At 32.5% G+C, this 24294-nt stretch carries 26 protein-coding genes; 21 read left to right on the forward strand and 5 right to left on the reverse strand.

The window, feature by feature from the left end:
* Positions 1–196 precede the first annotated feature (196 nt).
* Positions 197–625 (forward strand): ribose 5-phosphate isomerase B, encoded by a 429-nt coding sequence (rpiB, locus tag ACP7AV_RS02070; RefSeq protein WP_426090559.1) that lies wholly within the window; start codon positions 197–199, stop codon positions 623–625.
* Here the strand turns inward: rpiB and ACP7AV_RS02075 are convergent.
* Positions 622–900, reverse strand: coding sequence for a DUF1294 domain-containing protein (locus tag ACP7AV_RS02075; protein ID WP_426062485.1), 279 nt, complete (start codon positions 898–900; stop codon positions 622–624). The genes rpiB and ACP7AV_RS02075 overlap by 4 nt on opposite strands.
* Positions 901–963: 63 nt before the next feature.
* Between ACP7AV_RS02075 and ACP7AV_RS02080 the strand changes: the two genes are divergently transcribed.
* From ACP7AV_RS02080 to ACP7AV_RS02090, 3 genes are all read left to right on the forward strand, one after another.
* Positions 964–3087: a Tex family protein gene (locus tag ACP7AV_RS02080; protein WP_426090560.1), complete on the forward strand. Its 2124-nt coding sequence runs from the start codon at positions 964–966 to the stop codon at positions 3085–3087.
* A gap of 48 nt (positions 3088–3135) precedes the next feature.
* Positions 3136–3366 (forward strand): DUF433 domain-containing protein, encoded by a 231-nt coding sequence (locus tag ACP7AV_RS02085; RefSeq protein ID WP_426062483.1) that lies wholly within the window; start codon positions 3136–3138, stop codon positions 3364–3366.
* Positions 3367–3455: 89 nt separating this feature from the next.
* On the forward strand, positions 3456–3704 hold the full coding sequence (locus ACP7AV_RS02090; protein ID WP_426062742.1) for a DUF5615 family PIN-like protein: 249 nt from the start codon (positions 3456–3458) through the stop codon (positions 3702–3704).
* Positions 3705–3781: 77 nt separating this feature from the next.
* Here ACP7AV_RS02090 and tatA read toward each other — a convergent pair whose 3' ends face one another.
* Entirely contained in the window at positions 3782–3955 is a 174-nt protein-coding gene (tatA, locus tag ACP7AV_RS02095) for a twin-arginine translocase TatA/TatE family subunit (protein WP_113636086.1), read from the reverse strand.
* Between the two features lie 212 nt (positions 3956–4167).
* On the opposite strand from tatA, the gene ACP7AV_RS02100 reads away from it, so the two are divergent.
* The 9 genes from ACP7AV_RS02100 to ACP7AV_RS02140 all read left to right on the forward strand — a co-directional run bounded on the left by ACP7AV_RS02100 (position 4168) and on the right by ACP7AV_RS02140 (position 13314).
* Entirely contained in the window at positions 4168–4680 is a 513-nt protein-coding gene (locus ACP7AV_RS02100) for a peptidase (protein WP_426062482.1), read from the forward strand.
* Between the two features lie 35 nt (positions 4681–4715).
* A complete protein-coding gene (locus ACP7AV_RS02105) occupies positions 4716–6203 on the forward strand; it encodes a GH3 auxin-responsive promoter family protein (RefSeq protein WP_426090561.1) in 1488 nt (495 codons plus the stop codon).
* A gap of 36 nt (positions 6204–6239) precedes the next feature.
* Positions 6240–7919, forward strand: coding sequence for a DUF6909 family protein (locus ACP7AV_RS02110; protein WP_426090562.1), 1680 nt, complete (start codon positions 6240–6242; stop codon positions 7917–7919).
* Between the two features lie 9 nt (positions 7920–7928).
* Entirely contained in the window at positions 7929–8921 is a 993-nt protein-coding gene (locus ACP7AV_RS02115) for a hypothetical protein (RefSeq protein WP_426090563.1), read from the forward strand.
* Between the two features lie 162 nt (positions 8922–9083).
* Complete coding sequence (locus tag ACP7AV_RS02120; protein ID WP_426090564.1) at positions 9084–9362, forward strand: dTDP-4-dehydrorhamnose 3,5-epimerase family protein; 279 nt, start codon at positions 9084–9086, stop codon at positions 9360–9362.
* A complete protein-coding gene (rfbD, locus tag ACP7AV_RS02125; RefSeq protein WP_426090565.1) occupies positions 9356–10198 on the forward strand; it encodes a dTDP-4-dehydrorhamnose reductase in 843 nt (280 codons plus the stop codon). The genes ACP7AV_RS02120 and rfbD overlap by 7 nt, the downstream gene beginning before the upstream one ends.
* Positions 10199–10227: 29 nt before the next feature.
* Complete coding sequence (locus ACP7AV_RS02130) at positions 10228–11472, forward strand: oligosaccharide flippase family protein (RefSeq protein WP_426090566.1); 1245 nt, start codon at positions 10228–10230, stop codon at positions 11470–11472.
* Between the two features lie 123 nt (positions 11473–11595).
* On the forward strand, positions 11596–12006 hold the full coding sequence (locus ACP7AV_RS02135; protein ID WP_426090567.1) for a hypothetical protein: 411 nt from the start codon (positions 11596–11598) through the stop codon (positions 12004–12006).
* A gap of 21 nt (positions 12007–12027) precedes the next feature.
* The gene (locus ACP7AV_RS02140) at positions 12028–13314 is read left to right on the forward strand and encodes a hypothetical protein (RefSeq protein WP_426090568.1); all 1287 of its coding nucleotides are present in this window, start codon (positions 12028–12030) and stop codon (positions 13312–13314) included.
* Between the two features lie 46 nt (positions 13315–13360).
* Here the strand turns inward: ACP7AV_RS02140 and ACP7AV_RS02145 are convergent, their stop codons facing one another.
* Entirely contained in the window at positions 13361–13504 is a 144-nt protein-coding gene (locus ACP7AV_RS02145) for a hypothetical protein (protein WP_426062473.1), read from the reverse strand.
* Between the two features lie 292 nt (positions 13505–13796).
* On the opposite strand from ACP7AV_RS02145, the gene ACP7AV_RS02150 reads away from it, so the two are divergent.
* From ACP7AV_RS02150 to ACP7AV_RS02180, 7 genes are all read left to right on the forward strand, one after another.
* Entirely contained in the window at positions 13797–14537 is a 741-nt protein-coding gene (locus ACP7AV_RS02150) for an O-antigen ligase family protein (RefSeq protein ID WP_426090569.1), read from the forward strand.
* Positions 14527–15618, forward strand: a complete 1092-nt coding sequence (locus ACP7AV_RS02155) for a glycosyltransferase family 4 protein (protein WP_426090570.1) — start codon at positions 14527–14529, stop codon at positions 15616–15618. The genes ACP7AV_RS02150 and ACP7AV_RS02155 overlap by 11 nt, the downstream gene beginning before the upstream one ends.
* 9 nt (positions 15619–15627) lie before the next feature.
* Positions 15628–16842: a WcaI family glycosyltransferase gene (locus ACP7AV_RS02160; protein ID WP_426090571.1), complete on the forward strand. Its 1215-nt coding sequence runs from the start codon at positions 15628–15630 to the stop codon at positions 16840–16842.
* A gap of 11 nt (positions 16843–16853) precedes the next feature.
* Positions 16854–17600, forward strand: a complete 747-nt coding sequence (locus ACP7AV_RS02165) for an FkbM family methyltransferase (RefSeq protein WP_426090572.1) — start codon at positions 16854–16856, stop codon at positions 17598–17600.
* Between the two features lie 210 nt (positions 17601–17810).
* Positions 17811–18794, forward strand: coding sequence for a UDP-glucuronic acid decarboxylase family protein (locus tag ACP7AV_RS02170; RefSeq protein WP_426090573.1), 984 nt, complete (start codon positions 17811–17813; stop codon positions 18792–18794).
* A gap of 283 nt (positions 18795–19077) precedes the next feature.
* Positions 19078–20430 carry an exopolysaccharide biosynthesis polyprenyl glycosylphosphotransferase gene (locus ACP7AV_RS02175; RefSeq protein ID WP_426090574.1) on the forward strand — a complete coding sequence of 451 codons (1353 nt, stop codon included), beginning with the start codon at positions 19078–19080 and terminating at the stop codon, positions 20428–20430.
* A 2-nt stretch (positions 20431–20432) separates the two neighbouring features.
* A complete protein-coding gene (locus tag ACP7AV_RS02180) occupies positions 20433–21215 on the forward strand; it encodes a glycosyltransferase family 2 protein (RefSeq protein ID WP_426090575.1) in 783 nt (260 codons plus the stop codon).
* Here ACP7AV_RS02180 and ACP7AV_RS02185 read toward each other — a convergent pair.
* Entirely contained in the window at positions 21199–22521 is a 1323-nt protein-coding gene (locus tag ACP7AV_RS02185; protein ID WP_426090795.1) for a phenylacetate--CoA ligase family protein, read from the reverse strand. The two genes, ACP7AV_RS02180 and ACP7AV_RS02185, sit on opposite strands and share 17 nt — an antisense overlap.
* A 132-nt stretch (positions 22522–22653) precedes the next feature.
* On the opposite strand from ACP7AV_RS02185, the gene purD reads away from it, so the two are divergent.
* Positions 22654–23928: a phosphoribosylamine--glycine ligase gene (purD, locus tag ACP7AV_RS02190; protein WP_426090576.1), complete on the forward strand. Its 1275-nt coding sequence runs from the start codon at positions 22654–22656 to the stop codon at positions 23926–23928.
* A gap of 30 nt (positions 23929–23958) precedes the next feature.
* Here the strand turns inward: purD and ACP7AV_RS02195 are convergent, their stop codons facing one another.
* Positions 23959–24189, reverse strand: coding sequence for a DUF6341 family protein (locus ACP7AV_RS02195; protein ID WP_091203351.1), 231 nt, complete (start codon positions 24187–24189; stop codon positions 23959–23961).
* Positions 24190–24294 lie beyond the last annotated feature (105 nt).

The following is a 24294-nucleotide window of genomic DNA, read 5'->3' on the forward strand; positions in this document are numbered from 1 at the left end:
TACAGCTATTTATACATTTAAAAGAATTGTTGATAACCTTTAATTTAATAGTAATCTGATAGTTACAGAACGTTTTGTTGAATTCATATTTAAAGGTACATTTCAATTAAAATAATCTGGTAAAGTAGCAAGATTTAAATTCATCAGAATAGATTACTTTTTTTAAATTTGCAATACACAACTTAATACATAAATCATGAAAATCTCTATAGGAAATGATCACGCAGGCCCGGATTACAAAAAAGCAATTGTCGAAATGCTTGAAGCAAAAGGACATCAAGTAATTAATTATGGAACAGATTCCGCAGAAAGTGTGGATTATCCAGATTTTGGTCATCCAGTTGCAACAGATGTTTCTGAAGGAAAAGCTGATTTTGGAATTGTTATTTGCGGAAGTGGAAACGGAATTTCTATGACAGTCAATAAACAGTCTAAAGTTCGCGCTGCTTTATGTTGGATAAAAGAAATTGCAGTTTTGGCGCGTCAACATAATGATGCGAATATTATTAGTATTCCAGCTCGTTTTACTTCAATTCCACAAGCAGTAGAAATGGTAGAAGCGTTCTTAAATACAGAATTTGAAGGTGGAAGACATCAAAAAAGAGTGGATAAAATTTCTTGTTAGAATTTAATTATTCCAAAATTATACAGTCCAAAAAGGATTAAAATTTGAATTAATATAATTCCGTAAAACCTCAAAAGGAAGCTTTCTTTTGAGGTTTTATGTCTAAATAGAAGCATAGCTAACCCGGAACCAATTGTACCGCCAATAACGCTTGGCAGCAATAAATTAAGTTCTGAAATGCGTCTTTTTTGATTTACAGCTAGTTGTTTGTCAATTCCTATTGTTGAAAAAGCAACCAAATTAATTAGTGGAAAATACCAGAATAAAAAAAACATAAATGAGGATTTTGATCCAAAGATACTATTTTAGCAACATGATTTTATAATCTTAAATTTAAAATGACCAATATACAATTCATATCAAAAGTCGTTGCCACTGCAGCAATAAACATTCAAAAAACAGTACAATTATTACAAGAAGATTGTACTATTCCTTTTATTTCTCGCTATCGAAAAGATACAACAGGAAATCTGGATGAGGTACAAATAGAACAAATTGCAAAGCTTCAAAAAGAATACGAAGTGATTGTAAAACGTAAAGAAGCGATTTTAAAATCGATTGAGGAACAAAATGCGCTCAGTCCAGAATTAGAAAAAAAAATCCAACAAAGTTTTGATTTACAGGAATTAGAAGATTTTTATCTGCCATTCAAAAAGAAGAAAAAAACTAAAGCGGATGTTGCCCGTGAAAATGGATTGGAACCGCTGGCCAAAATCATCATGGCGCAAAATAATGACGATGTCAATTTTATATCCACAAAGTATTTGAATGAAAAGGTCATCAATGAAGTAGCGGCATTACAAGGAGCAAGAGATATTATTGCCGAATGGATTAATGAAAATGTTTTTGTTCGCAAACAACTCCGACGATTGTATGAACGCAAAGCTATCATCACCACCAAAGTTGTAAAAACAAAGAAAGACGACGAAGCAGCACAAAAATTCAATCAGTATTTCGACTGGTCAGAACCGCTGACAAAAGCCCCTTCACACCGACTATTGGCGATGCTTCGTGCCGAAAATGAAGGATTTATCAAATTTAAAGTTGAAGTGGATATTGATGAAGCGTATGATATTATTGACACGTTAGTTTTAAAAGGTCAAAATAAAACTACGCCGCACGTTCAATTAGCTATTGAAGACAGTTATAAACGATTGCTGAATCCAGCGATTTCAAATGAAGCTTTGCAAGAAGCCAAAGCGAAGGCTGACGCCAATTCTATTCAGGTTTTTGCGAACAATTTGGGGCAATTATTACTAGCACCGCCTTTGGGAGAAAAACGAATTCTGGCAATTGATCCTGGTTTTAGAAGCGGTTGTAAAATTGTTTGTTTGGACGAAAAAGGAGATTTGTTATACAATGAAACCATTTATCCGCATGCGCCTCAAAAAGAGGAAGCAATGGCGATGAAGAAAATTCGTTCGATGGTGAATTCGTATAAAATTGATGCCATTTCTATAGGAAACGGAACCGCTTCACGTGAAACCGAATTCTTCATCAAGAAAATAGCTTTCGATAAGCCGGTCCAAGTTTTTATCGTTTCAGAAGCGGGAGCATCGGTTTATTCTGCCTCAAAAATTGCCAGAGATGAATTTCCGAATTATGATGTTACAGTTCGAGGTTCAGTTTCTATCGGGCGAAGATTAAGTGATCCATTGGCTGAGTTGGTAAAAATTGACCCGAAAGCCATTGGCGTAGGCCAATACCAACATGATGTTGACCAAAATAAGTTGAAAGAAGAACTGGATAATACGGTGATTCGTTGCGTGAATTCGGTTGGGATAAACATCAACACTGCGAGCAAGCATTTATTGAGTTACGTGAGTGGAATAGGAGAGAAGCTGGCCGAAAATATTGTTCAATATCGTTCTGAAAATGGTCCTTTTACAGATCGAAAACAACTTAAAAAAGTGCCGCGTTTGGGTGAAAAAGCGTACCAGCAAGGCGTTGCTTTTATCCGAATTTCGAATGCAAAAAATCCGTTGGATAATTCGGCTGTTCATCCCGAAGCGTATGTTATTGTGGAAAAAATGGCAAAAGATTTGAAATTGACGGTGCATGATTTGATTGCAAATAAAGAGAAAACTGTTTTAATAAAACCAGAAAATTACATTACACCAGAAATAGGTTTATTGGGATTGAAAGACATTATCAAAGAACTCGAAAAACCGGGATTAGATCCCAGAAAATCAGCCAAAGTTTTTGAATTTGACCCCAATGTAAAAACGATAAAAGATATAAAAACAGGAATGGTTTTACCAGGAATTGTGAATAACATTACTAATTTTGGTTGTTTTGTAGATATTGGAGTCAAAGAAAGTGGCCTGGTTCACATTTCCCAACTCAAAGCGGGTTTTGTCAGCGATGTGAATGAAGTGGTTAAATTACACCAACATGTGCAGGTCAAAGTCACCGAAGTAGATGAAGACAGAAAGAGAATTCAGTTGACAATGGTTATTTAATAATGAATCAAAAAAATTGATTAAATTTGAATATTAAACAAATCAATTATGGAAAATTGGCAAAAATACATCAGCATTAACCCAGAAATTAGAAGTGGAAAACCTTGTATTTCTGGCACCAGAATCACAGTTTCGGATGTGTTATCTTATTTAGCAGCAGGAATGTCGATGGATGAAATTATTGCAGATTTTCCAGCCTTAGATAAACAAAAAATAATTGCAACACTTTCATTTGCAGCTTATCGTGACAATATGACTAAAATAGCATTTGCATCGTGAAGCTGTTATTAGATGAAAATTTATCTTGGCGAATGATAAAACAGCTCACGCCAATTTTCGCAGAAGTTATTCACGCATCAGAATTATAAATTAAACAACATGCAGATGATATTTCAATTTGGGATTATGCTAAGAAATATGGATTTACAATCATCAGTAAAGACGATGATTTTGAAAAAATTGTACTTCTAAGAAAAGCACCACCAAAGTTAATTTATTTGAAAACCTATAATTTAGACACCAAAAAATTAGTTGATTTAATCCAAAAAAATAAAGATAAAATAATCGAATTTATTGATTCAGAAGAAAATGATATTTTCGAAATTTACTCCAATTAGTTTAAAAATTAAATGCATCGAACAATGATCATTTAAACCATATAAAAAAGCTTTTCATATTATGAAAAGCTTTTTTTTTATTTTATTTCTTCTTCTTTCTTATCAGCTGGCTGACCATCTTTGGCTGCGTTTTTAAACTCTTTGATTCCGCTTCCTAAACCTTTCATAAGTTCCGGTATTTTTTTACCACCAAAAAGTAATAAAACAATCGCTAATATAACGAGGATTTCTGTAACACCTAATCTTCCCATGATTGAATAATTTATTGCCGAAGCAAATTTGTAATAAATCTATAAGCAAAGGTATATAGAAATAGTTTACGGAGATTAATTTTACCGCATTTATTTGGTTTCAAAAGCGTTAAAAATTTGCTAAAAATTAATTTAGGTTTTCAATACGGGATAAATACAAGTAAACACAAGCAAGGACAATAATTGTTATATTTGTTCATTAATCAAATTATATGTCCAAAAAAAGACAAAAGCGACGCAAAATCAAGGAAAATTTATTTAACAAAAGACGTTTAATCATATTAAATGAAGATACTTTTGAAGAGACATTTTCATTGAAACTTACCTTAATGAATGTTTTTGTGGTAGCGACTTTGGGAGCAATAATTATCACATTTGTCACTACTTTAATTATTGCTTTTACTCCTTTACGGGAATTAATACCAGGGTATTCCTCGTCAAAATTAAAGCGAGATGCAACGGAATTAGCCTTAAAATCAGATTCGTTGTCTAATGCTTTAAAAAGAAATGAAGCCTACATTAAATCCATCCAGAAAGTGTTGAATGGAGAGCTGGAATATGCTAAATTCAATAAAGATTCCATACTGGAAGCAGCAGCTGAAATTATTATACCAGTTGATTTATCGCCATCAAAACAAGAACGGGAGCTGCGAGAACAAGTAGCGAAAGAAGATAAAAATTCTCTTCCAAGCTCCTCAAAAACCAGGAACGGAAATCCGAAATAAAAAGTATCTTTCAATTTTTAAAGAACAAAATAAAAATGTCAATAAAATCATTTGCAGCAAAATTATTTGCAAAAAAAATATACAAGGAAACACAGCTTTGGTCCAACAATCCAATTGCAACTCAAAGAAAAGTGCTGTTGCAATTAATCCAAGATGCCAAACAAACACAATTTGGGATTGACCATCATTTTGACCAAATAGCAAACGAGAACGATTTTGCTAAACAAGTTCCGGTTCGGGATTATGAGGCGCTAAAACCGTATGTAGATAAGGTTGTAAAAGGCGAGAAAAATATCCTTTGGAAAGGAAAACCACTTTATTTTGCCAAGACTTCCGGAACGACTTCCGGGGCCAAATATATTCCGTTAACTAAGGAATCCATGCCGTATCATATTGAGGCGGCCCGAAATGCAATTTTGCATTACATTCACGAAACTGGAAATGCTGATTTTGTTGACGGTAAAATGATTTTCTTGCAAGGGAGTCCAATATTAGAAGAAAAAAACGGAATTAAATTAGGAAGATTGTCTGGAATTGTGGCACATTTTGTTCCAAAATACCTTCAAAAAAACAGAATGCCATCTTGGGAAACCAATTGTATCGAAGATTGGGAAACCAAAGTAAATGCGATTGTCGAGGAAACAATCAACGAGAACATGGCTGTGATTTCCGGGATTCCTTCCTGGGTTCAAATGTATTTTGAGAAATTACATCAAAAAGGGGGGAAGCCAGTGGGGGAAATCTTCAAAAATTTCAATTTGTTTATTTACGGTGGCGTCAATTATGAACCGTATCGCGCTAAATTTGAAAATCTTATTGGAAGAAAAGTAGACAGTATAGAATTGTTTCCGGCTTCGGAAGGTTTTTTCGCGTATCAGGATTCGCAAAAGGATAAAGGAATGTTACTGCTTCTGAACTCCGGAATTTTTTATGAATTTATTAAATCGGATGAATTTTACACTGAAAATCCAAAACGATATACGATTGGTGAAGTAGAATTGGGAGTGAATTATGTTTTGATAATTTCAACCAATGCGGGACTTTGGGGATATAATATCGGCGATACCGTACAGTTTACCAGCTTAAAACCGTACCGAATAATTGTCTCGGGAAGAATCAAACATTATATTTCTGCTTTTGGCGAACACGTGATTGGGAAAGAAGTGGAGAGTGCGCTGCAGGAAGCAATTATTGGAACTAATATTCGAATCAATGAATTTACGGTCGCACCACAAATCACTCCAGTAGAAGGATTACCGTACCACGAATGGTTTATTGAATTTGAAAACGAACCGGAAGACAGCGTATCTTTTGCGGAAGCGCTGGACAATGCGATGCGAAAACAGAACATGTATTATGATGATTTGATTGTTGGTAAAGTGTTGCGAAAAGTGGTGGTTACCAAAGTGGCTAAAAATGGCTTTCAGGACTATATGAAATCCATTGGCAAACTGGGCGGACAAAATAAAATCCCGAGACTTTCCAATGACAGAAATATTGTGGATTTGTTAAAAAGAGAATAAATGTCTTACCTTTGAAGGTTAGAAAATAAGCAGAAAATGAAAGAAACAAAAAATATATCACGCTCCAGAGCACAAGAATCATCGGCAGCTATTGAAAAAATGTACATCACGATGCGTCATCTTTTTAACAGGGGATTTTACAAACCGATGGGAATTTCAGGTGATACGTTGCGCGAAGCATTATTAGCATTACGACCAGAAATTTATGGAAATATTGCCGAAGAAAAAGTAGAATTGAACGGACTTTTATATGTCATTGAACGTCTTCCGGTAGGAATAGAAGAATGCAGATTTATCAATTTAACTTCGGATGAAGGGTATTCTAAATCGCATTTTCAAGCGATTGTACCGCCAAAAAGACGTCGTAATTGTTACCGAATCGATGAGGAACAAATGAACGTGGAGATCACGCGCGGACGCTCGGATATTTATGATATTCTGACGCATTTGACCTTTATTTTCATCGAATCACACAAAATTAGAAACAGGGTTTTATTAGATGATGCCGGTGAGGTTTCCAGAGACTGGTTCAAATTAGAACAAGCGGTTTCCCAAAAGAAGAAACTGACTCTTGTTGAAAAAGAAAAAGCTATTTCTCATGCCGCTAATATTCTTGGAAGAACATTTGAGGAAGTACTGGATATTTATGATGCTTTTGGTTCAGCTGCTGCGCCAGATCGCTTTTTGCATGTCATATTTTGGTTGGGTAAACTCGCCATTGAAGAAATTGTAGAGGACAACAAAAGAACGATTACCTTCAGTCCTATTTTAAGAGAGCGATTGGGACATCACATTCACGGGGAAATTTGGGCCACTAACATCAAGGAGGTTTTGAAAGAAAACCAACTTTTAGACCGTCCGATTCACGTAATTAGTGCGAACATGCACAGTGTGATGAACTCTATTTTTGCAACGAAAGTTTTAAAAACCAAGTTTAAGGACAAATCTGATTTCTTTATTTATGAGGAATTGAGTAAGTCCGGCGCGAATGCTGTTCGGAACCAAGTGGAAGAAGTAGCCTTGAAATTTGGAATGATTTCGTTGCCGGACACATCGGGAACCAATATAGATGTTCAGATTTTTGATACCGCCAAAATTGATTGGGCAAAAACATCTTTTCCTAAGGCAAATACAGGAGATAAAAAACCAGTGTTGATTGTTATGGATTATGCATTTGGAGAACAGGCTTATGAAACCATTGACGAATTGTTGAAACCATTCAAAAAAGACACCTTATTGAATGTTGAATCAGTTTCTATCATGGGTAAAGCTGGAATTCTGGAAGGTGGAAAAGGGGATATTATGATTCCTAATGCGCACATCAATGAAGGAACGGCGGATAATTATTTTTTTAAAAATGAATTGACTGCTGACATGTTTGAAGGAAATGATATTGCTGTTTTTGCAGGTCCAATGGTTACTGTTTTAGGAACTTCTTTGCAAAACAGAGATTTATTGAAGTTTTTCCATGAATCGACTTGGGGAATTATCGGACTTGAAATGGAAGGTTCATATTACCAAAAAGCGATACAATCTGCTTCAAAAATTAGAAAAAGTGTCCCTCATAATGTTAAAGTTAGGTATGCTTATTACGCCTCTGATAATCCACTGGAAACAGGAAGCACATTAGCTTCAGGCGGATTGGGAACTACGGGTGTAAAACCAACGTATTTGATTACGATTAAGATATTGGAACAAATTTTCAACGTAAAATAAAAAATATAAATGAGTGCAAACGTGTCCAATAATCAAGACGATCAGGAAATTGATTTGATGAAAATTTCTAAAAAAATTGGCAATATATTTCAGGATTTCAATACATTCTTGTTCAGATGCATTCGGTTTTTTGTAAAAAATGCAGTAGTGATTTTGATTTTATTCGTACTTGGTTTTGGAGTAGGAATGTTTTTAGATTCAACTAAGAAGACTTACAATCATGAAATTATTGTAACTCCAAATTTTGGAAGCACGGATTATTTGTATTCAAAAATTGATTTGTTAACAGCTAAAATTAACGAAAGAGACACCGTTTTTTTAAAATCAATAGGAATTCAGGAACCAACTAAAATAACAAAAATTACAATTGAACCAATCGTTGATGTTTATGGTTTCATCAACAACAGCGAACAGAATTTTGAGTTACTAAAATTGATGTCAGAAGATGGGGATTTAAAATCGATTGTAAAAGAAACGACTACGAGTAAGAATTATGCTTTTCATACCATTACTTTATTAACAAAGGGTATAACCGAAAGTAAAAAAGGAATACAACCCCTGTTAAACTATCTCAATACCAGCGATTATTACAATAGAGTTCAGAAAGTTTCAGTGGAAAACATTCAACAAAAAATAAAAACAAACGAAGGAATTGTTTCTCAAATAGATGGAATTTTGAATGAGTTTTCGAATTCCGCTTCTGGAAACCATCAAAAGAGCGATAAATTGGTATATTATAATGAAAACACACAATTAAATGACGTTATCAAAACTAAAGAATCATTAATTAAAGAGATAGGAAATCTTAAAGTGGCTCTATTATCTTCAGATAAAATCATCAAAGACAATACCACATCTATGAATAAAGAAAATACAAGCTCAATCAATGGTAAATTGAAAGTGATTTTGCCACTTGTATTTATTCTTATTTTTATTTTATTACGTTTTTTTATTGCTTTTTACAAAAAACAATCATTAAAAGTACAACAAATAAATGCTTAACTTTTAGAGAAAAATTTAATTCTTTAATTAGGATTTTCAATTTTTTACTATTTACAAGAATGCTACAAAATGCATTTTATTGTAATAAAAATTGAAAGGATTTGCGTCATGATTACTAGAAAGTTTTCGAAATGCATGTTTTATTATTATTTAAATTAAATCATGAATCTCAGTCCGACTCAAATCAATAGCTGTTACAGTTTAGAAACGGAAATTATTAAAGATAAAAGAGGCTGTTTTATGGAAAGTTTCAAAGCGAATACGTTAAAAAAAGGAGTGCATCAGGATGTTCATTTTGTGCAGAACAATCAAGCTTCTTCAACAATAGGAATGCTTCGCGGATTGCATTGTCAAAAGGAAATTCATGCACAGGCGAACGAATTAAATTGCGATACACATTTTGTATTACCGACTTTAGAAAACGAAAAAAAAATATGGTAGTTCTTGTAACAGGTGCGAATGGACAATTGGGGCAATCATTGCAATTTATCGCTGCGGGTTATCCTCAAACAGACTTTGTTTTTTGTGATTCTAAAACCTTAGATATTACTCAAAAGGAATCGATTGAGCTAGTTTTCACAAAAGTAAAACCTGATTTTTGTATAAATACGGCTGCTTACACAGCAGTTGATAAAGCAGAAAGTGAGCCTGAAAAAGCATTCGAAATTAATGTCGTTGGGGCACAAAATTTGGCAGAAGTTTGTCGTGATTATAAAACAAAATTAATTCATGTTTCTACTGATTTTGTTTTTGATGGTACCAAAAACATACCTTACACAGAGGATGATACTACCAGTCCTAAAAGTATGTACGGCCAAACTAAATTAGATGGTGAAAAAGTTATTCAAAAAACGGTAAAAGAATGTTTTATCATAAGAACTTCTTGGGTTTTCTCTTCATTTGGGAACAATTTTATGAAAACCATGTTGCGGTTGGGAGCTGAAAGAGACAGTTTATCCGTTGTTGATGACCAGATAGGAACACCAACAAATGCCGTTGATTTAGCGCAAGCTTTGGTACAAATTATTTTACAAACTTCTGAAAATCCAGAAATCAATAGGTATGGAATTTACAATTTTAGTAATGAAGGACATTGCAGCTGGTATGATTTTGCTCGAAAAATACTCGAAATAAATAATATAAACATCCATGTAAAACCAATTCCGTCTTCAAGTTACCCAACTCCAGCTGAAAGGCCTAAATATAGTGTTTTAGATAAAAGTAAAATTAAAAGCGCTTTTGATATAAAAATTAGAACATGGGACGAAACAATTTAGTCTAGGTAAATACAACTAATTGCAAGTAAATGTTTAGAAAAATATACCTGTCATTAAATAATGAAATCGCCAAGAACTTTTTTTATTTTAGTGTAATAAAGTTTGCTAACATACTGTCAAAGTATATTTTATTAGGCTATTTGATAAGGACTTTGGGCGAGGAAGGATACGGAGTTCTTACTTGGGTTGATTCATTTGTTCAATATTTTCTGATATTGGTTAATTTTGGATTTGATATGTATGCTGCTAAATATATTGTTGAAAACAAACAAAATAAAACTAAAATTGATGAAATTATTTCTGCAATTATAACTGTAAAAACAGGATTATTTGTCTTCGGTTTTGTTCTTTTGGGATTGTTTTCTTTTAACAATGAAATAGCCAAACATATCGATTTGATATTTTTTATGTTGTTTATGGGAATTGGAGAAATATTGTTTCCAATTTGGTATTTTCAAGGAATCGAAAAAATGAAACCTATTGCTATTGTAAGTGTGGTTTCCAGAACATTGTTGGTTTTTCTTACGATACTATTTGTAAAAAATTCAAGTCACATCGCAATATATATTTTTATTTTAGTTCTTTCTAACATTGTTTGGGGAGGTTTAGGATTTTATTTTCTAAAAAAGAAATCTGATTTTAAATTTATACTTGTTCCCCTAGAAACCATAAAATACTATCTAAAAGAAGGTTATTTGTTTTTTTTAGGACGATTTTCGACCCTTTTTTTAAATTTTGGAACTATTTTTCTAATTGGTTATTTCTGTTCAAAAAACTTAGTTTCTGGTTTTGACATTGCTTCTAAAATAATTTTTGCTTTCATATTTCCATTTGAAGTCATTCAACAAGCAGTTTTCCCTTTAATTGTAAGGACTAAAAACAAATTATTTGTGCAACGATTGGTACTTTTTACCATTTGTAGTGCTTTCTTTTTTTCTGGGGGTATTTATTATTTTTCCAAAGAAATGATGACTTTTTTTGGAGGAAATCAAATGACAAAATATGCTTATTTACTAGAATCATTGGTGGTATTAATTCCGGTGATAAGTTGTTCTATAGTTATAGGAAGCTGTTCTTTAGTTGCTTTTGGTGCGTTAAAACAATATAATTATGCGCTTGTTTTTTCGTGTTTGATTTATTTTTTTACAGTGTTGCTGTTGTATGTAATGAATCAGATGAGTTTTATTAATTTGTTGCTGCTTCGCATTAGTGTTGATGTAATTATGGTTATGCTTATTTTTTATTTTGCTGTAAAAAAGAAAACATTGTTGTAATTTGAAAAAAAAACAGTGACCAGAAAACTATTGTAAATCGATATGATTATAGTCTAATTTGACAATGAAAATTAAAAATTGCAACTATATTTGTATAAAAGTTAAATTAAAAAAGACTAAAAAATGAAGAATTATTTTTATTTGATATTTGTATTAGTGCTATTTGTATCTTGTAAGGAAGAGGAAAAGAAAACAGACTCTTTTAGTTTAAAAGAAATTGTAAACAAACAAAATTATCAAATGGAACTTTATCAAACAGATGCCAATGAATATTCATTAGTGGTATTGAATAGATTGACGGGGAAGGTTTTTGTAGGCAAAAATGCCTCTGGATGGTATGAAGCTACCAATGCGGATAGCATTCCGGTTTACAAAACACCAACCTATTCCATTAAGGTATTTAAGGGCCCGGAGTCCAGTCCTCAAATTTCATTGATGGACGAGAAAGAGGGAGAAATTTACATGTATATTGTGGGACACACGGCAAATTTTTACAATACAAATGCTGGTATAAAAGCGCTTGAAAGAGGTTAATACATTCCCAAAATGATATTAATGGCTGTAATTTTATTTTTTTTATTCTCACTGGTAGGAATTCTTTATTGGAAGCGAAAAATATTTTTGCTGTCACCAGTAGATGTATTTGTATTGTTCTTTGCAGGAGTTTTAATTTCGACTGTTTTATATCACAATTTTTATCCAAGATACGAGAAATTCAATTTTTTTCAGTTTGATTTTATTGGGAAAAATAAATTCAATAGAACCTTTTTTGTTTATCTCAAAATGCTTTTGCTGTTTTTGTTAGGCGTTTTTATTTATTCGGTTTTTAATAAATCGTATTTCGTTTTAGCCAAACAGCAAATCAAAATTATTGATACGCGAAATCTAAAACTCGACACCAATCAAATTTCTACTGTTATAGTAATCATAGCTTTGTTATGTGTGCTTTTGGTTTACATTGATTACGGTTCTTTACTATTTTACAGAGCAGAATATATTCCGAAGGATAATTCTATTTTTAAAATTATTTATCAAAATTTATTTATCGTTTTGTGCCTTTTGTCAGGTGCTGTTTACAGAACTAACAGGTCACTTGCGCTGACAGCTTTTTGTATTGCCATTATTGTAGGGATAGGAGTGGGGAGCAGATCAGCCACTATTTATTTATTAGCATTTGGGTTGAGTTATTCCGTTTTTTTAAATCGTTCCAGAGCCAGAACTTTCTATATTTTCTTTATTCCTTTTGTAATTTTTTTCTTTGGATACAACATTTCGCTGCGTTTAGAAGCGAATGGACATGGTTTAATTCCGTATTTAAAAGTAACACTTGAAAAACCTGAAATTTTATTTACTTACACTATAATGAATATTTATTATACGTTTATTTTTGGGTTTTACGCTACTTCCGAAACCATTCATTTGTATAAAAATGCTTCCATTGGTAATTTAATCACCACACTGAATCCATTACCGGGAAGATTGACAAATTGGTATAGTATTGCTTCTAAATTAAGAATAAACGAAATAGCTCCTTTTACGGCCATTGGTGAATTAGCCAAATACCCTGTTTTTAGTGTTTTTTATTATTCCTTATTAGGATATTATTTTGCAGCGATAGATTATTTTATAAAAAATCAAATAGTGCGAAAAAAATATTTGTGGGCTGTACTTCAATTCTTATTGTTAGTTTTATATGTTGTTCATAGTTTTGAGTATAATCTGCGATCTTCACATCGTTTTATTTATTATTCTATGGCGCTTTATCTGCTTTATTTTATTTTAAAAGGATTAAAAACTAAATTGCCGCGTAAATCAAGCAATAGTAATCTCTTAACAGAATGAGGGTAAAAACAAAAATTAACGATTTCTCAGTTGAAAAAGCAGTTCCTTATGTTGCTTTCTTTTGCGGTTTATTCGTACTGTTGCCATTTAAAGTAAAGCCTATTACGGTAATGGTTTTTTTTCTTCTGGGTCTTTTTTCTATTTTTAAATACAGAATCAGCGCTAAAATTGAAATGAAAACAGTTTTCATATTTAGTATTTTCTTTATTGTTTATGCGCTTAGCTTATTTTTTTCTGAAAATATTCAAAAAGGTTTTACAATTTTAGTCCGTTGTATTCCAATATTAATTATACCTCTTGGATATTCTTTTTTAACTCTTGAAACAAGAGTAAAGTTTAATCAAGTGTTCCGGAAGACCTTTATTATTGCCGCAAGTATCTATTCAATTTTAATATTCATTTACTTATTTCAATTGGGATATTTTAGCCAAAAACATGATTTATATTATTGTTATTCCTACATAACATATGAATTTTGGGGCATGAATGAGCATCCTATTTATATATCAATCTTTTTTTCGGTAGCATTATTTTTTATTTTGATAGAAGGTTTCAAAAATAAAATTTTTAATTTCATATTGTTTTTAGTCTTAATTTCTGGACTTCTAATATTGGCAAGAAAAGGTGTTGTTGTTTCTTTTTGTATTCTTTCCGGCATTCTTTTGTTTCTAAAACGAGATAAAAAACAAATCGCTAAATTGGTATTCGTTTTTATAAGTTTAATGGTATTATCATTATCTATTACCGAAATTAGAAACCGTTTTTCGGAAATATTCGATATTAATAGTATTGTAAATAATAAAGAAACATCGTCTGGTATTAGATACATTCTGTGGAATACAGGCGCGAAAGTAATTCAAAAATCAGATTATTTAGGATATGGAATTGGAGATGCCCAAGCAGTTTTAAGCACACAATTGGCGGCAGATGGTTACGCGGTTTTATCTGAGGAAAATTATAATGCGCACAACCAGTTTCTTCAAATAGGATTAGCTATTGGAATTGTAGGAATTTGTTTGTATTTATTTTCGTTGCTCTACTTTATTCGAGTATTTATCAAAAGAAAGAATGCTGAAGGAGTTGTCTTTTTACTGTTTTTTATTTTTGTTTTTCTGTTCGAAAGTGTTTTGGAACGACAAAATGGAATAATTATCTATTCCTTTACAAGTTGCATGTTTATATACGCTTCTGAATTTGACAAAAACCGAAAAAATGAGATATAACCTCCTTATCATTGGTCCTTTTCCAGGTCCGCCAAAAGGAATTAGCTTGTCCAATCAAGTTGTTGCAAATGGCTTAATAAAGAGAAATTGGAATATAAAAAAAATAAATACGGAACATTCTGATAAGGTAAACGGTGCAATTGGTCAGTTCTCATTTGATAAATTATCATTCCTAAAAACCTATTTTCAAGGTTATAAAATTTTTACGGTTGATGTAGTTTATATCACGATAGGAATTACTTTTTTTGGAGTCTTAAAATATGCACCCTTTATCTTGTTGTCTAAAATTCTAAACAAGAAAACAATAGTTCATCTGCACAGTAACCATCTTAAAAAAGAATATCAATCTCTAAAAGGAATAAAAAAGAAGGTCTTTTTTAACCTTATGGCATCGTTTGACGCTGGAATTGTGCTTTCTAATTCTTTAAGAGACAATCTAACACCTTTTATATCTTCTGATGCTGTTCGAGAACTGTATAATTTCGTAGAAGACAAACTAATAATTTCGGAAGAAATTTTACTTAAAAAGAAAGATTTTACAGAAATCCGACTTTTCTTTTTAAGTAATTTTTTAGAAGAAAAAGGGATAAACCTATTGCTTCAAGTTATAAAAAGATTAAATGACGAGGGATTATTTCTAAAAGTTAAAATAGCAGGCAATAAGATTTCAGGAAATAATGTAGATGGACTGCTGGCAGAATTAAATAATGTGGACTATCTTGGGATTGTTTCTGGTTTAGTCAAACAAGATTTGTTAATTTGGGGCAATGTTTTTTGTCTTCCTACTTTTTTCAGTATGGAAGGACAACCCATTAGTATTCTGGAAGCTATGGCATTTAATAATTTAATTTTGACAACACAGCATGCGGGAATTCCAGATATATGTTCCGAGGAGAATGCTGTTTTTTGCAAAGAAAAAAGTGAAGAGGATCTTTATTTAAAAATAAAATTGATAATTTCAAGTTGGGATGAAGTACAAAAAAAAGGAACCTCAAACGGAATTTATGCGAGAAATAAATTCACGGAAACCAAATTTATATCAACACTCGAAGGTATAATTTTAGAAACCATACGGAAATAAATTTCATAGATGAAAATCACTATAATCAGCCATAATTATTTCCCGGAGGACAGTGGGATAGGTTTGTATTCGACGGGCATGGCAGAGTTTTTGGCATTGAAACATGATGTGAATATAATAACGGGAGTTCCTTATTACCCGCAATGGAAAATCTATTCAAATTATGCAGACCATCCTCTCTTTTCAAAAGAAATTATAAACAACGTAACGATATATAGATTCAAACAATACACTCCTGCAAAGCCAACTTTTGTTAAGAGAGTGCTTCAAATGACTCATTTTTTTTTGGGTTCAGTTTTTAATATTATAAAAATTAAGAAAGCAGATGTAGTATTAGTTGTTATGCCTTTTACGCTTTCCATTATTCTTGGGTGGTTTTTAAAAACAATAAGGGGAGGAGGAATGCTTTGGGTTCATATCCAGGATTTTGAATTTGATGCAGCTTTTAAAAATGGGATTTCAGAAAAGAATCAGTTATCGTCAAAGATTTTATTTAAAATTGAAAAATGGACCTTAAATAGAGCGGACTTTATTAGCACCATCAGTAGAGGAATGATGATAAAATCAGCGCAAAAAACAACAGTCGATCAAGTTTACTTTCCTAACTGGATTGATTATTCTATGATAAATCCAGAAATTGCGCAGGAAAATAAAGTTTTTAACAAAAATACGTTTAACATTCTTTATTCTGGTAATATTGGAGAAAAACAAGATTGGAATTTCTATATTGAGTTTGTAACCGCAATGCAAGTACATCCTGAAGTTCATTTTTATTTAGTGGGTGAAGGAGCAAAACGCGTGGAAGTTTTACAACAATTACAAAACAAAGTAAATTTCACCTATTATCCTCCGGTGCCGTACAAACAGTTAAATAATTTGTTGTGTAATGCAGATGTTCATGTATTGTTTCAAAGATCAGAGTTCAACGATTTGGTTATGCCTTCAAAAATCTTAGGGATGATGGCAAGTGCAAAACCATCAATAGTTACTGGACATAAAGATTCTGAAATAAAGGTTAACTTTGAGAATTCTCAAGGGGGTTATTATTTTGATGAGAATATTATCGAAACAATAAAAATGTGTCTAATGGAGTTAAAAAACAATCCTGAGAAGGCTCGTTTAACGGGAATTTTAGCAAGAGATTTTGTAACTGAACATTTTTCGTATGAAAAAGTTTTATCAGAATTTCAATCAAAATTAGAAGACACAGTTCAAAAAAAATAAAAAAATCAGAAGTGAAATATTCAGTATTAATAAAGCGATTATTTATTATTGCAAAATCAAAATGGCTTTTAGAAGCGGTAAAAGGTAGAATTTATTCTTTTGCCTCCTTTGAAGTGGTTTCAAATTTAAAGAAGATGGTGCCTGAATTAACCACTATAATTGACGTAGGAGCTAATTCAGGTCAATTCACTAAAGTAGCAACTCATTTATATCCGCAAGCGCAAATACACACTTTTGAGCCGTTGCCGGATTTGTACTCAATAATCGAAAAAAAATTCAGCAGTAATCCAAATATAAATACCTATAAGATCGCACTGGGCAATGAGGATGGGACAATTTTATTCAATAAAAACAAATTTGGACATACCAGTTCTATTCTTGAAATAAATGAGGAAAATATTCATTTTACCAGAAAAGATAATGTGTTAGAGCAAATAAGAGTCCAAATAAAGAAGTTAGATTCCATAGCATTATTTACTGACAAAACGCATTTGTCATTACTCAAATTAGATGTTCAAGGGTATGAACTTGAGGTCTTAAAAGGAGCGGATCAAACCTTAAAGGCTATTGATTATATAATCATCGAAGCAAACTTAGAGGAGTTATATTCCAGTCAGCCTTCCTTTACTGTAATGAATAATTACCTCCAAATGAAAGGGTTTGAATTGATGGGAATGCTTGATTTTAATCTTGGTAATAAAAATAAATATATAGAGGTTGACTTTTTGTATCGAAAAATTTCTCCAAAAAACGAATAATTTCAATGTTGATAATTCCTATTTCTCGCGGGTTAACATCCTGCATAAAACGAGTAATTATTGTAAAATTAATCTAAAATTAATAATCTGCCAATATCATTTTAGACTCTAAAATAAAGTTAGGTCTTAGTTCGTAATTTTTATTAAACCAAGCCTTTTTTTGAAAACAAACTATATTTTTGTACAAACGAAAATCAAATTTTTTAAATAATGAAAAGAATACTTATCACCGGAGCCGCAGGTTTTTTAGGATCACATTTATGTGACCGATTTATCAAAGAGGGTTATTTTGTTATTGGGATGGATAATCTCATCACTGGAGATTTAAAAAACATTGAGCATCTATTTAAATTAGAACAATTCGAATTTTACCATCATGACATCACAAAGTTTGTCCATGTTCCGGGAAATTTAGATTACATACTTCATTTTGCATCACCGGCAAGTCCAATAGATTATCTAAAAATTCCAATTCAAACACTGAAAGTTGGGTCTTTGGGAACGCACAATTTGTTGGGATTGGCCAGAGTTAAAAAAGCACGAATTCTTATTGCATCCACTTCTGAAGTGTACGGAGATCCATTGGTGCATCCGCAAACCGAAGAATATTATGGAAATGTAAATACAATAGGACCAAGAGGAGTGTACGACGAAGCAAAACGTTTTCAAGAATCAATCACTATGGCATATCATACGTTTCATGGCGTAGAAACAAGAATCGTTAGAATCTTTAATACGTATGGGCCAAGAATGAGACTTAATGACGGTCGTGTTATTCCAGCATTCATAGGTCAGGCAATTCGCGGAGAGGATTTAACCATTTTTGGTGACGGGATGCAAACGCGTTCGTTTTGTTATGTTGACGATCAGGTCGAAGGGATTTTTAGGTTATTGCATTCTGATTATGTATTTCCTGTAAACATTGGAAATCCGGACGAAATCACAATCAAGGATTTTGCAGAAGAAATCATAAAATTAACAGGCACAAATCAAAAAGTGGTCTATCATCCGTTGCCCGTAAATGATCCTTTGCAGCGTCAGCCGGATATTACAAAAGCTAAAAACTTGTTGAGTTGGGAGGCTAAAATAGGTCGTGCCGAAGGAATGAAAATCACGTATGATTATTTCAAATCTTTATCTAAAGAAGAATTATCCAAAGAGGAGCACAAGGATTTTTCAAAATATATTTTTTAATATAAGGATTTAGGCTCAAAATGGTTTCGTTATTCGTGTGTAGTTTTATCATACTCGTTTTGAATTTATATTGTAATAAAATAAACCATTTGTACATTCCGGATTGTTTAAATGTTGTGAATTAATTTACGCATAAATCTTTAATAAAAACTTAGTTATTTTTGTTTCAAAAATCATAATTTAGGCCAAAAATACGGCATTAAAAGACAACTTATTTTCGGTTTCGGAGTATAATCATAGTAATAAAAGAAAAGCAATATGACTTTTCTAATCGGATAAAATAGTGAAAACCAAAACCGGAAGATATTCAGGCTATATTCGCCCTTTTTCATTTGTAATAGACTTAATTGTTATCAATGTACTCTTAGTATACTTGACGGACCTTCCCGTTAACGAGCTTTTTTATCCCCTTTTTATAAGTGTAAGTTGGTTTGTTATAGCTGCTAATTTGGGTTTTTATGAAGTGTACAGATACACGAAGGTGATTGCCATACTAAATTGTGCTCTAAAGCAAGGGATTTTGTTTATGCTTATCTGTCTCGCCTTGGCTTTTTTTGACTCTGAAAATTCCAGTTTTCATAGAATTGTTCTCTTCACTTCAGTTTCGCTGTTCTTTATTTTAATCATAAAACTATGTATTTATTATTTTTTAAAAAGGTACAGAGTGCTATTTGGAGGTAATTTTAGAACTGTAATACTGTTAGGGAATTCTAAAAGTGTGGAGCCATTAAAACAATTTTTCACTGAAAATCCAGATTATGGATACAAATTAGAAAGAGTTTTTGACTTGGAAAAAGATAAAGAGCGAAAATTTAGGGAGAGTTTTGCCTTTGTTTTGGAACATAAAATAGATGAAATGTATTGTTCGATGAGTGATTTAACGCAAAATCAAATTAATGAAATTGTATATTTTGCTGATAATAACCTAAAAACATTAAAATTTATTCCGGACGAAAAACAGATTCTTTCCAGGAATTTTACTTTCGAATATTACAATTACATTCCGGTAATTTCGTTGAGAAATATCTTGTTAGACGATACCTTAAACAAGGTGATCAAACGGGGTTTTGATATTTTATTTTCGGTTGTAGTGATTCTGGGGTTGTTATCTTGGCTTAGCCTAATTCTCGCAATTTTTATAAAATGGGAGTCAAAAGGGCCTTTGTTTTTTATCCAAAAGAGGAACGGATTAAATTATAAAGAATTCAATTGTTACAAATTCAGATCGATGGAATTAAACGATGAAGCTGATTTAAATCAGGTTTCTAAAAATGATATTCGGGTAACTACAGTTGGTCAGTTTATACGGAAAACAAGTATTGATGAGCTGCCACAGTTTTTAAATGTATTATTTGGCGATATGTCCGTTGTAGGTCCAAGACCTCACATGGTAAGTCATACCGAAATGTATGCATTGAAGGTGGATAAGTTCATGGTACGCCACTTTATAAAGCCAGGAATAACCGGACTTGCGCAAACCAAAGGATTTCGTGGTGAAGTCGAAACAGATAAAGATATTATTAACAGAGTCAAATTTGATATTTTTTATTTAGAAAATTGGTCTATTTTATTAGATATTAAGATTATTTTTAACACAATATACAACACCATAAAAGGTGATGAAAAAGCGTATTAAAAATGGAAAAACCACTTGTGTCCATAATTACTCCTTCTTTTAATTCTGAAAAATTTATTGTTGAAGCGATTCAGTCGGTTCAGCACCAAACGTATCAGCATTGGGAAATGATTATTGTAGACGATTGCTCTTCTGATGAAACGGTTTCAATAGTTGAAGAAATCGCAATTAAAGACACAAGAGTCCAACTTTTTAAACTCGAAAAAAACTCAGGAACCGGAATTTCCAGAAACACCGCTTTAGCTAAAGCAAACGGTAAATATATTGCTTTTTTGGATGCAGATGATTTGTGGAAACCGAACAAGTTAGCAGTACAAATTGAGTTCATGAAAGTAAATAATCTTCCTTTCACGTTCTCTTTTTATGAATGCATCGACGAAGCTGGACAACCGTTAAACAAAAGAATCGAAGCGCCATTGCATCTTTCATACCAGCAGTTGTTTTTTTGTAATTATGTAGGGAATCTAACGGGTATCTATGACGCAAATTACTTTGGGAAAATCTCCATTTCCTCCATCCGGAAACGACAAGACTGGATGATGTGGCTGACTGTTCTTAAAAAAATAAAATTTGCGCAACTTGTTCCGGAGAGTTTGGCTTTTTATCGCATCAGAGACAACTCGATTTCTGCATCTAAATTTGATTTAGTAAAACATAATTTTTCAGTGTACAGAGCATATCACCGTTTGAATTTAATTGGTGCAATACTTTGCATGATTGGTTTTTTGTTCACGCAATTAATCCTCAAACCACGTTATTCCAAAACCATTAAAGCATCGATTTAAATTGCTTCAATTTTCCTCGATTGCTTCTTTCTAAAGTATCTTTTCGGATAAATATAAATTTTAAATTCGGTTCCAAATACAGTTCAATCGCCTTTTCAATTTTTTTAATTTGTGCCAAATTTAATTGGGTTTCACTCACATATTCAATTTCAAAAGTATCTATTTTGGTTTGTTTTATCACAAATTCTTTCACATTCGAATCATCTTCAATGATGCTTTTTGTTACGTAATAAAAAGTTAATCCGGGCGATTTCTTTCCACTTGGTAAAACCGCAACATCATTTGTTCGTCCTATTAATTTCTTGAGAATGGGTTTTTGCAACGTGCTTTTTTCGTCCAAAATTCCAATATCGCCAATATCATATCGTATAAATGGATGCGCTTTATTAAACAATGAAGTGATCACAATTCGACCTGAAGTTCCATTTGGAACCGCTTGATTATTGTCATCCAAAATTTCCACAAACAACGTTTCGGAATTTATTTGCCATTCGTCTTCTGTCCCGACGCTTGGGGATTGAAAAGCGATTAAATCGAGTTCCGAAGCGCCATATTCATTGACAATAGGAACGCCAAATTGTTTTTCTAAAAGTATTTTGTCGTCTTCAAAAAGCATTTCCGAAGTCACCATACACACTTTCAAACTCGGACAAATTGTGGTTAATATGATGTTTCTCTTTTGTAAAAATTTAGCAAATAAAACTATCGAACTCGTGTAACCGTTGATGTAATCGAATTTTTTAGTTCGAAAATGATTCAAAAATCCATTTAGAACTTTATCAGATAAATCGAAAATGGAGAACCGAAACCGATGGCTCAAAAAATCTTTAAAACGTTCTTTTTTGTTTCCAATAAAATCCATCGGAATTCCATAAAATCGTGCTTGGTACGAAGTATTAAAATCAATTCCATGCCAACCAAAACGGTAGATGTTTGAAGCCCACGTCAGCGCGTGGCAATATTTGTCTTTGGCAAAAACAAAAGGAGTTCCACTTGAACCGGACGTTTTATTGACATAGCTGTTTTTAGCGCAATAGCCTTCCGAAAGCCTTTCCTGTAATGGTTTCTGTAAGTTTTTCTTATTCAAAATGGGTAAATCTTTCCAGTTTGTAAAAGTTGTAATTCCAGCTAAATCTTCATAAAAAGGATTGTTTTGCAAATGAAAATTGACAATTTCTTGTTTTTTATTTTCAACGAAAACTTCATGTTCTTTTTCTGAAAATGCTACGATTTTTCGCAATTCGGCTTGGGCTTCCTGAATTGGGAAACCATTTAGCTGTAGCGATAAGTCGAATAGTGAAAACATTTTAAAGGTATATTTCATCAAAAATAATATTTACTAACAACTAATGGCTGGTAACCAACAATTTTTTAAAGATTAATTATTTTTTAAGTTTAAAAGCAATTATTTTTGCGCCACAACTAAACACAACAACACATGACAATTTTACTATTGGGTTCAGGCGGAAGAGAACACGCTTTTGCATGGAAAATGATTCAAAGTCCGCTTTGTGACACACTTTTTGTAGCACCAGGAAATGCGGGAACTGCTTCTATAGCTACTAATGTCGCTATCAGTCCAACTGATTTTGAAGCTATAAAAACATTTGTTATTCAGGAAAAAGTAGCAATGGTTGTCGTGGGACCAGAAGATCCTTTGGTAAAAGGGATTTATGATTTTTTTCTAAACGATACTGCATTAAGTCATATTCCGGTCATCGGACCTTCAAAAATGGGCGCACAATTGGAAGGAAGTAAAGAATTTGCTAAAGAATTTTTAATCAGACACAACATTCCAACTGCCGCTTACGATAGTTTTACTGCTGAAACGGTAGAAAAAGGATGTGAATTTTTGGAAACACTGCAACCTCCGTATGTTTTGAAAGCCGATGGATTGGCCGCCGGAAAAGGAGTTTTGATTATTCAGGATTTGGCAGAAGCCAAAGAAGAATTAAGAAACATGCTGGTTCATCAAAAATTTGGTGCCGCCAGTTCTAAAGTCGTTATCGAAGAATTCCTGGACGGAATTGAATTAAGTTGTTTTGTTCTTACCGATGGGAAAAATTATAAAATTCTGCCAACGGCCAAAGATTATAAACGCATTGGCGACGGCGATACAGGATTAAACACAGGCGGAATGGGAGCTGTTTCTCCAGTTCCTTATGTTGATGCTGTTTTAATGGAAAAAATTGAAACACGCATCGTAAAACCTACCATTGATGGTTTTCAAAAAGACGGAATTCCGTACAAAGGTTTTGTTTTCATTGGGTTAATCAATGTTAATAACGAGCCAATCGTAATTGAATACAATGTGAGAATGGGCGATCCGGAAACCGAAGTGGTTATCCCGAGACTCAAAACGGATTTAGTAGCGTTGTTTTTGGCTGTTGCTAACGAAAAACTAAACGAAATCGATCTGGAAATTGACAAAAGAAGCGCTACTACAATTATGATTGTTTCTGGTGGGTATCCGGAAGATTTTGAAAAAAGAAAAGTAATTTCAGGATTGGAAAAAATTCAAGATTCTATTGTTTTTCATGCGGGTACTAAACTGGATAACGGAAATGTTCTTTCAAATGGAGGAAGAGTTTTGGCCGTAACATCTTATGGAAATGATTTTGAAGAGGCCATAAAAAAATCTTACCAAAACATAGACAAGCTACATTTCGATAAGATGTATTTTAGAAAAGATATTGGAAACGACTTGAAATAATTGACAAGTATCGTTCACTTTTTTTAAATATTATTTTAAGAAAGAGTGAGCGGTAGTATCTTGCTTTTCTGTTCCAGCATCTTCAAAAATCTTTAATTGTCTGATCCAATATACCATTGCGGCAGCACAAATAATCATAAAAATCCAGTTGATTGTATTTGCAACAAACCAAGAACTCAACTCTAATGAGCGTAAAAAGTCTAGTGGAGCAAATAGAATATCAACAAATAAATATTGTATTCCTTCGAAAAATGATTTCATAATGTGTAGAATTAATTTTAGTAGTTGTTTTTGGCAACTCTGATTTGTAAAAGTTCTGATTTAGAAGAATCTTTTTGAACAAGCAGGGTTTACTTTTTAAACAAG

Source organism: Flavobacterium sp. DSR3-2 (genome assembly GCF_049896525.1).
Classification (GTDB): domain Bacteria; phylum Bacteroidota; class Bacteroidia; order Flavobacteriales; family Flavobacteriaceae; genus Flavobacterium.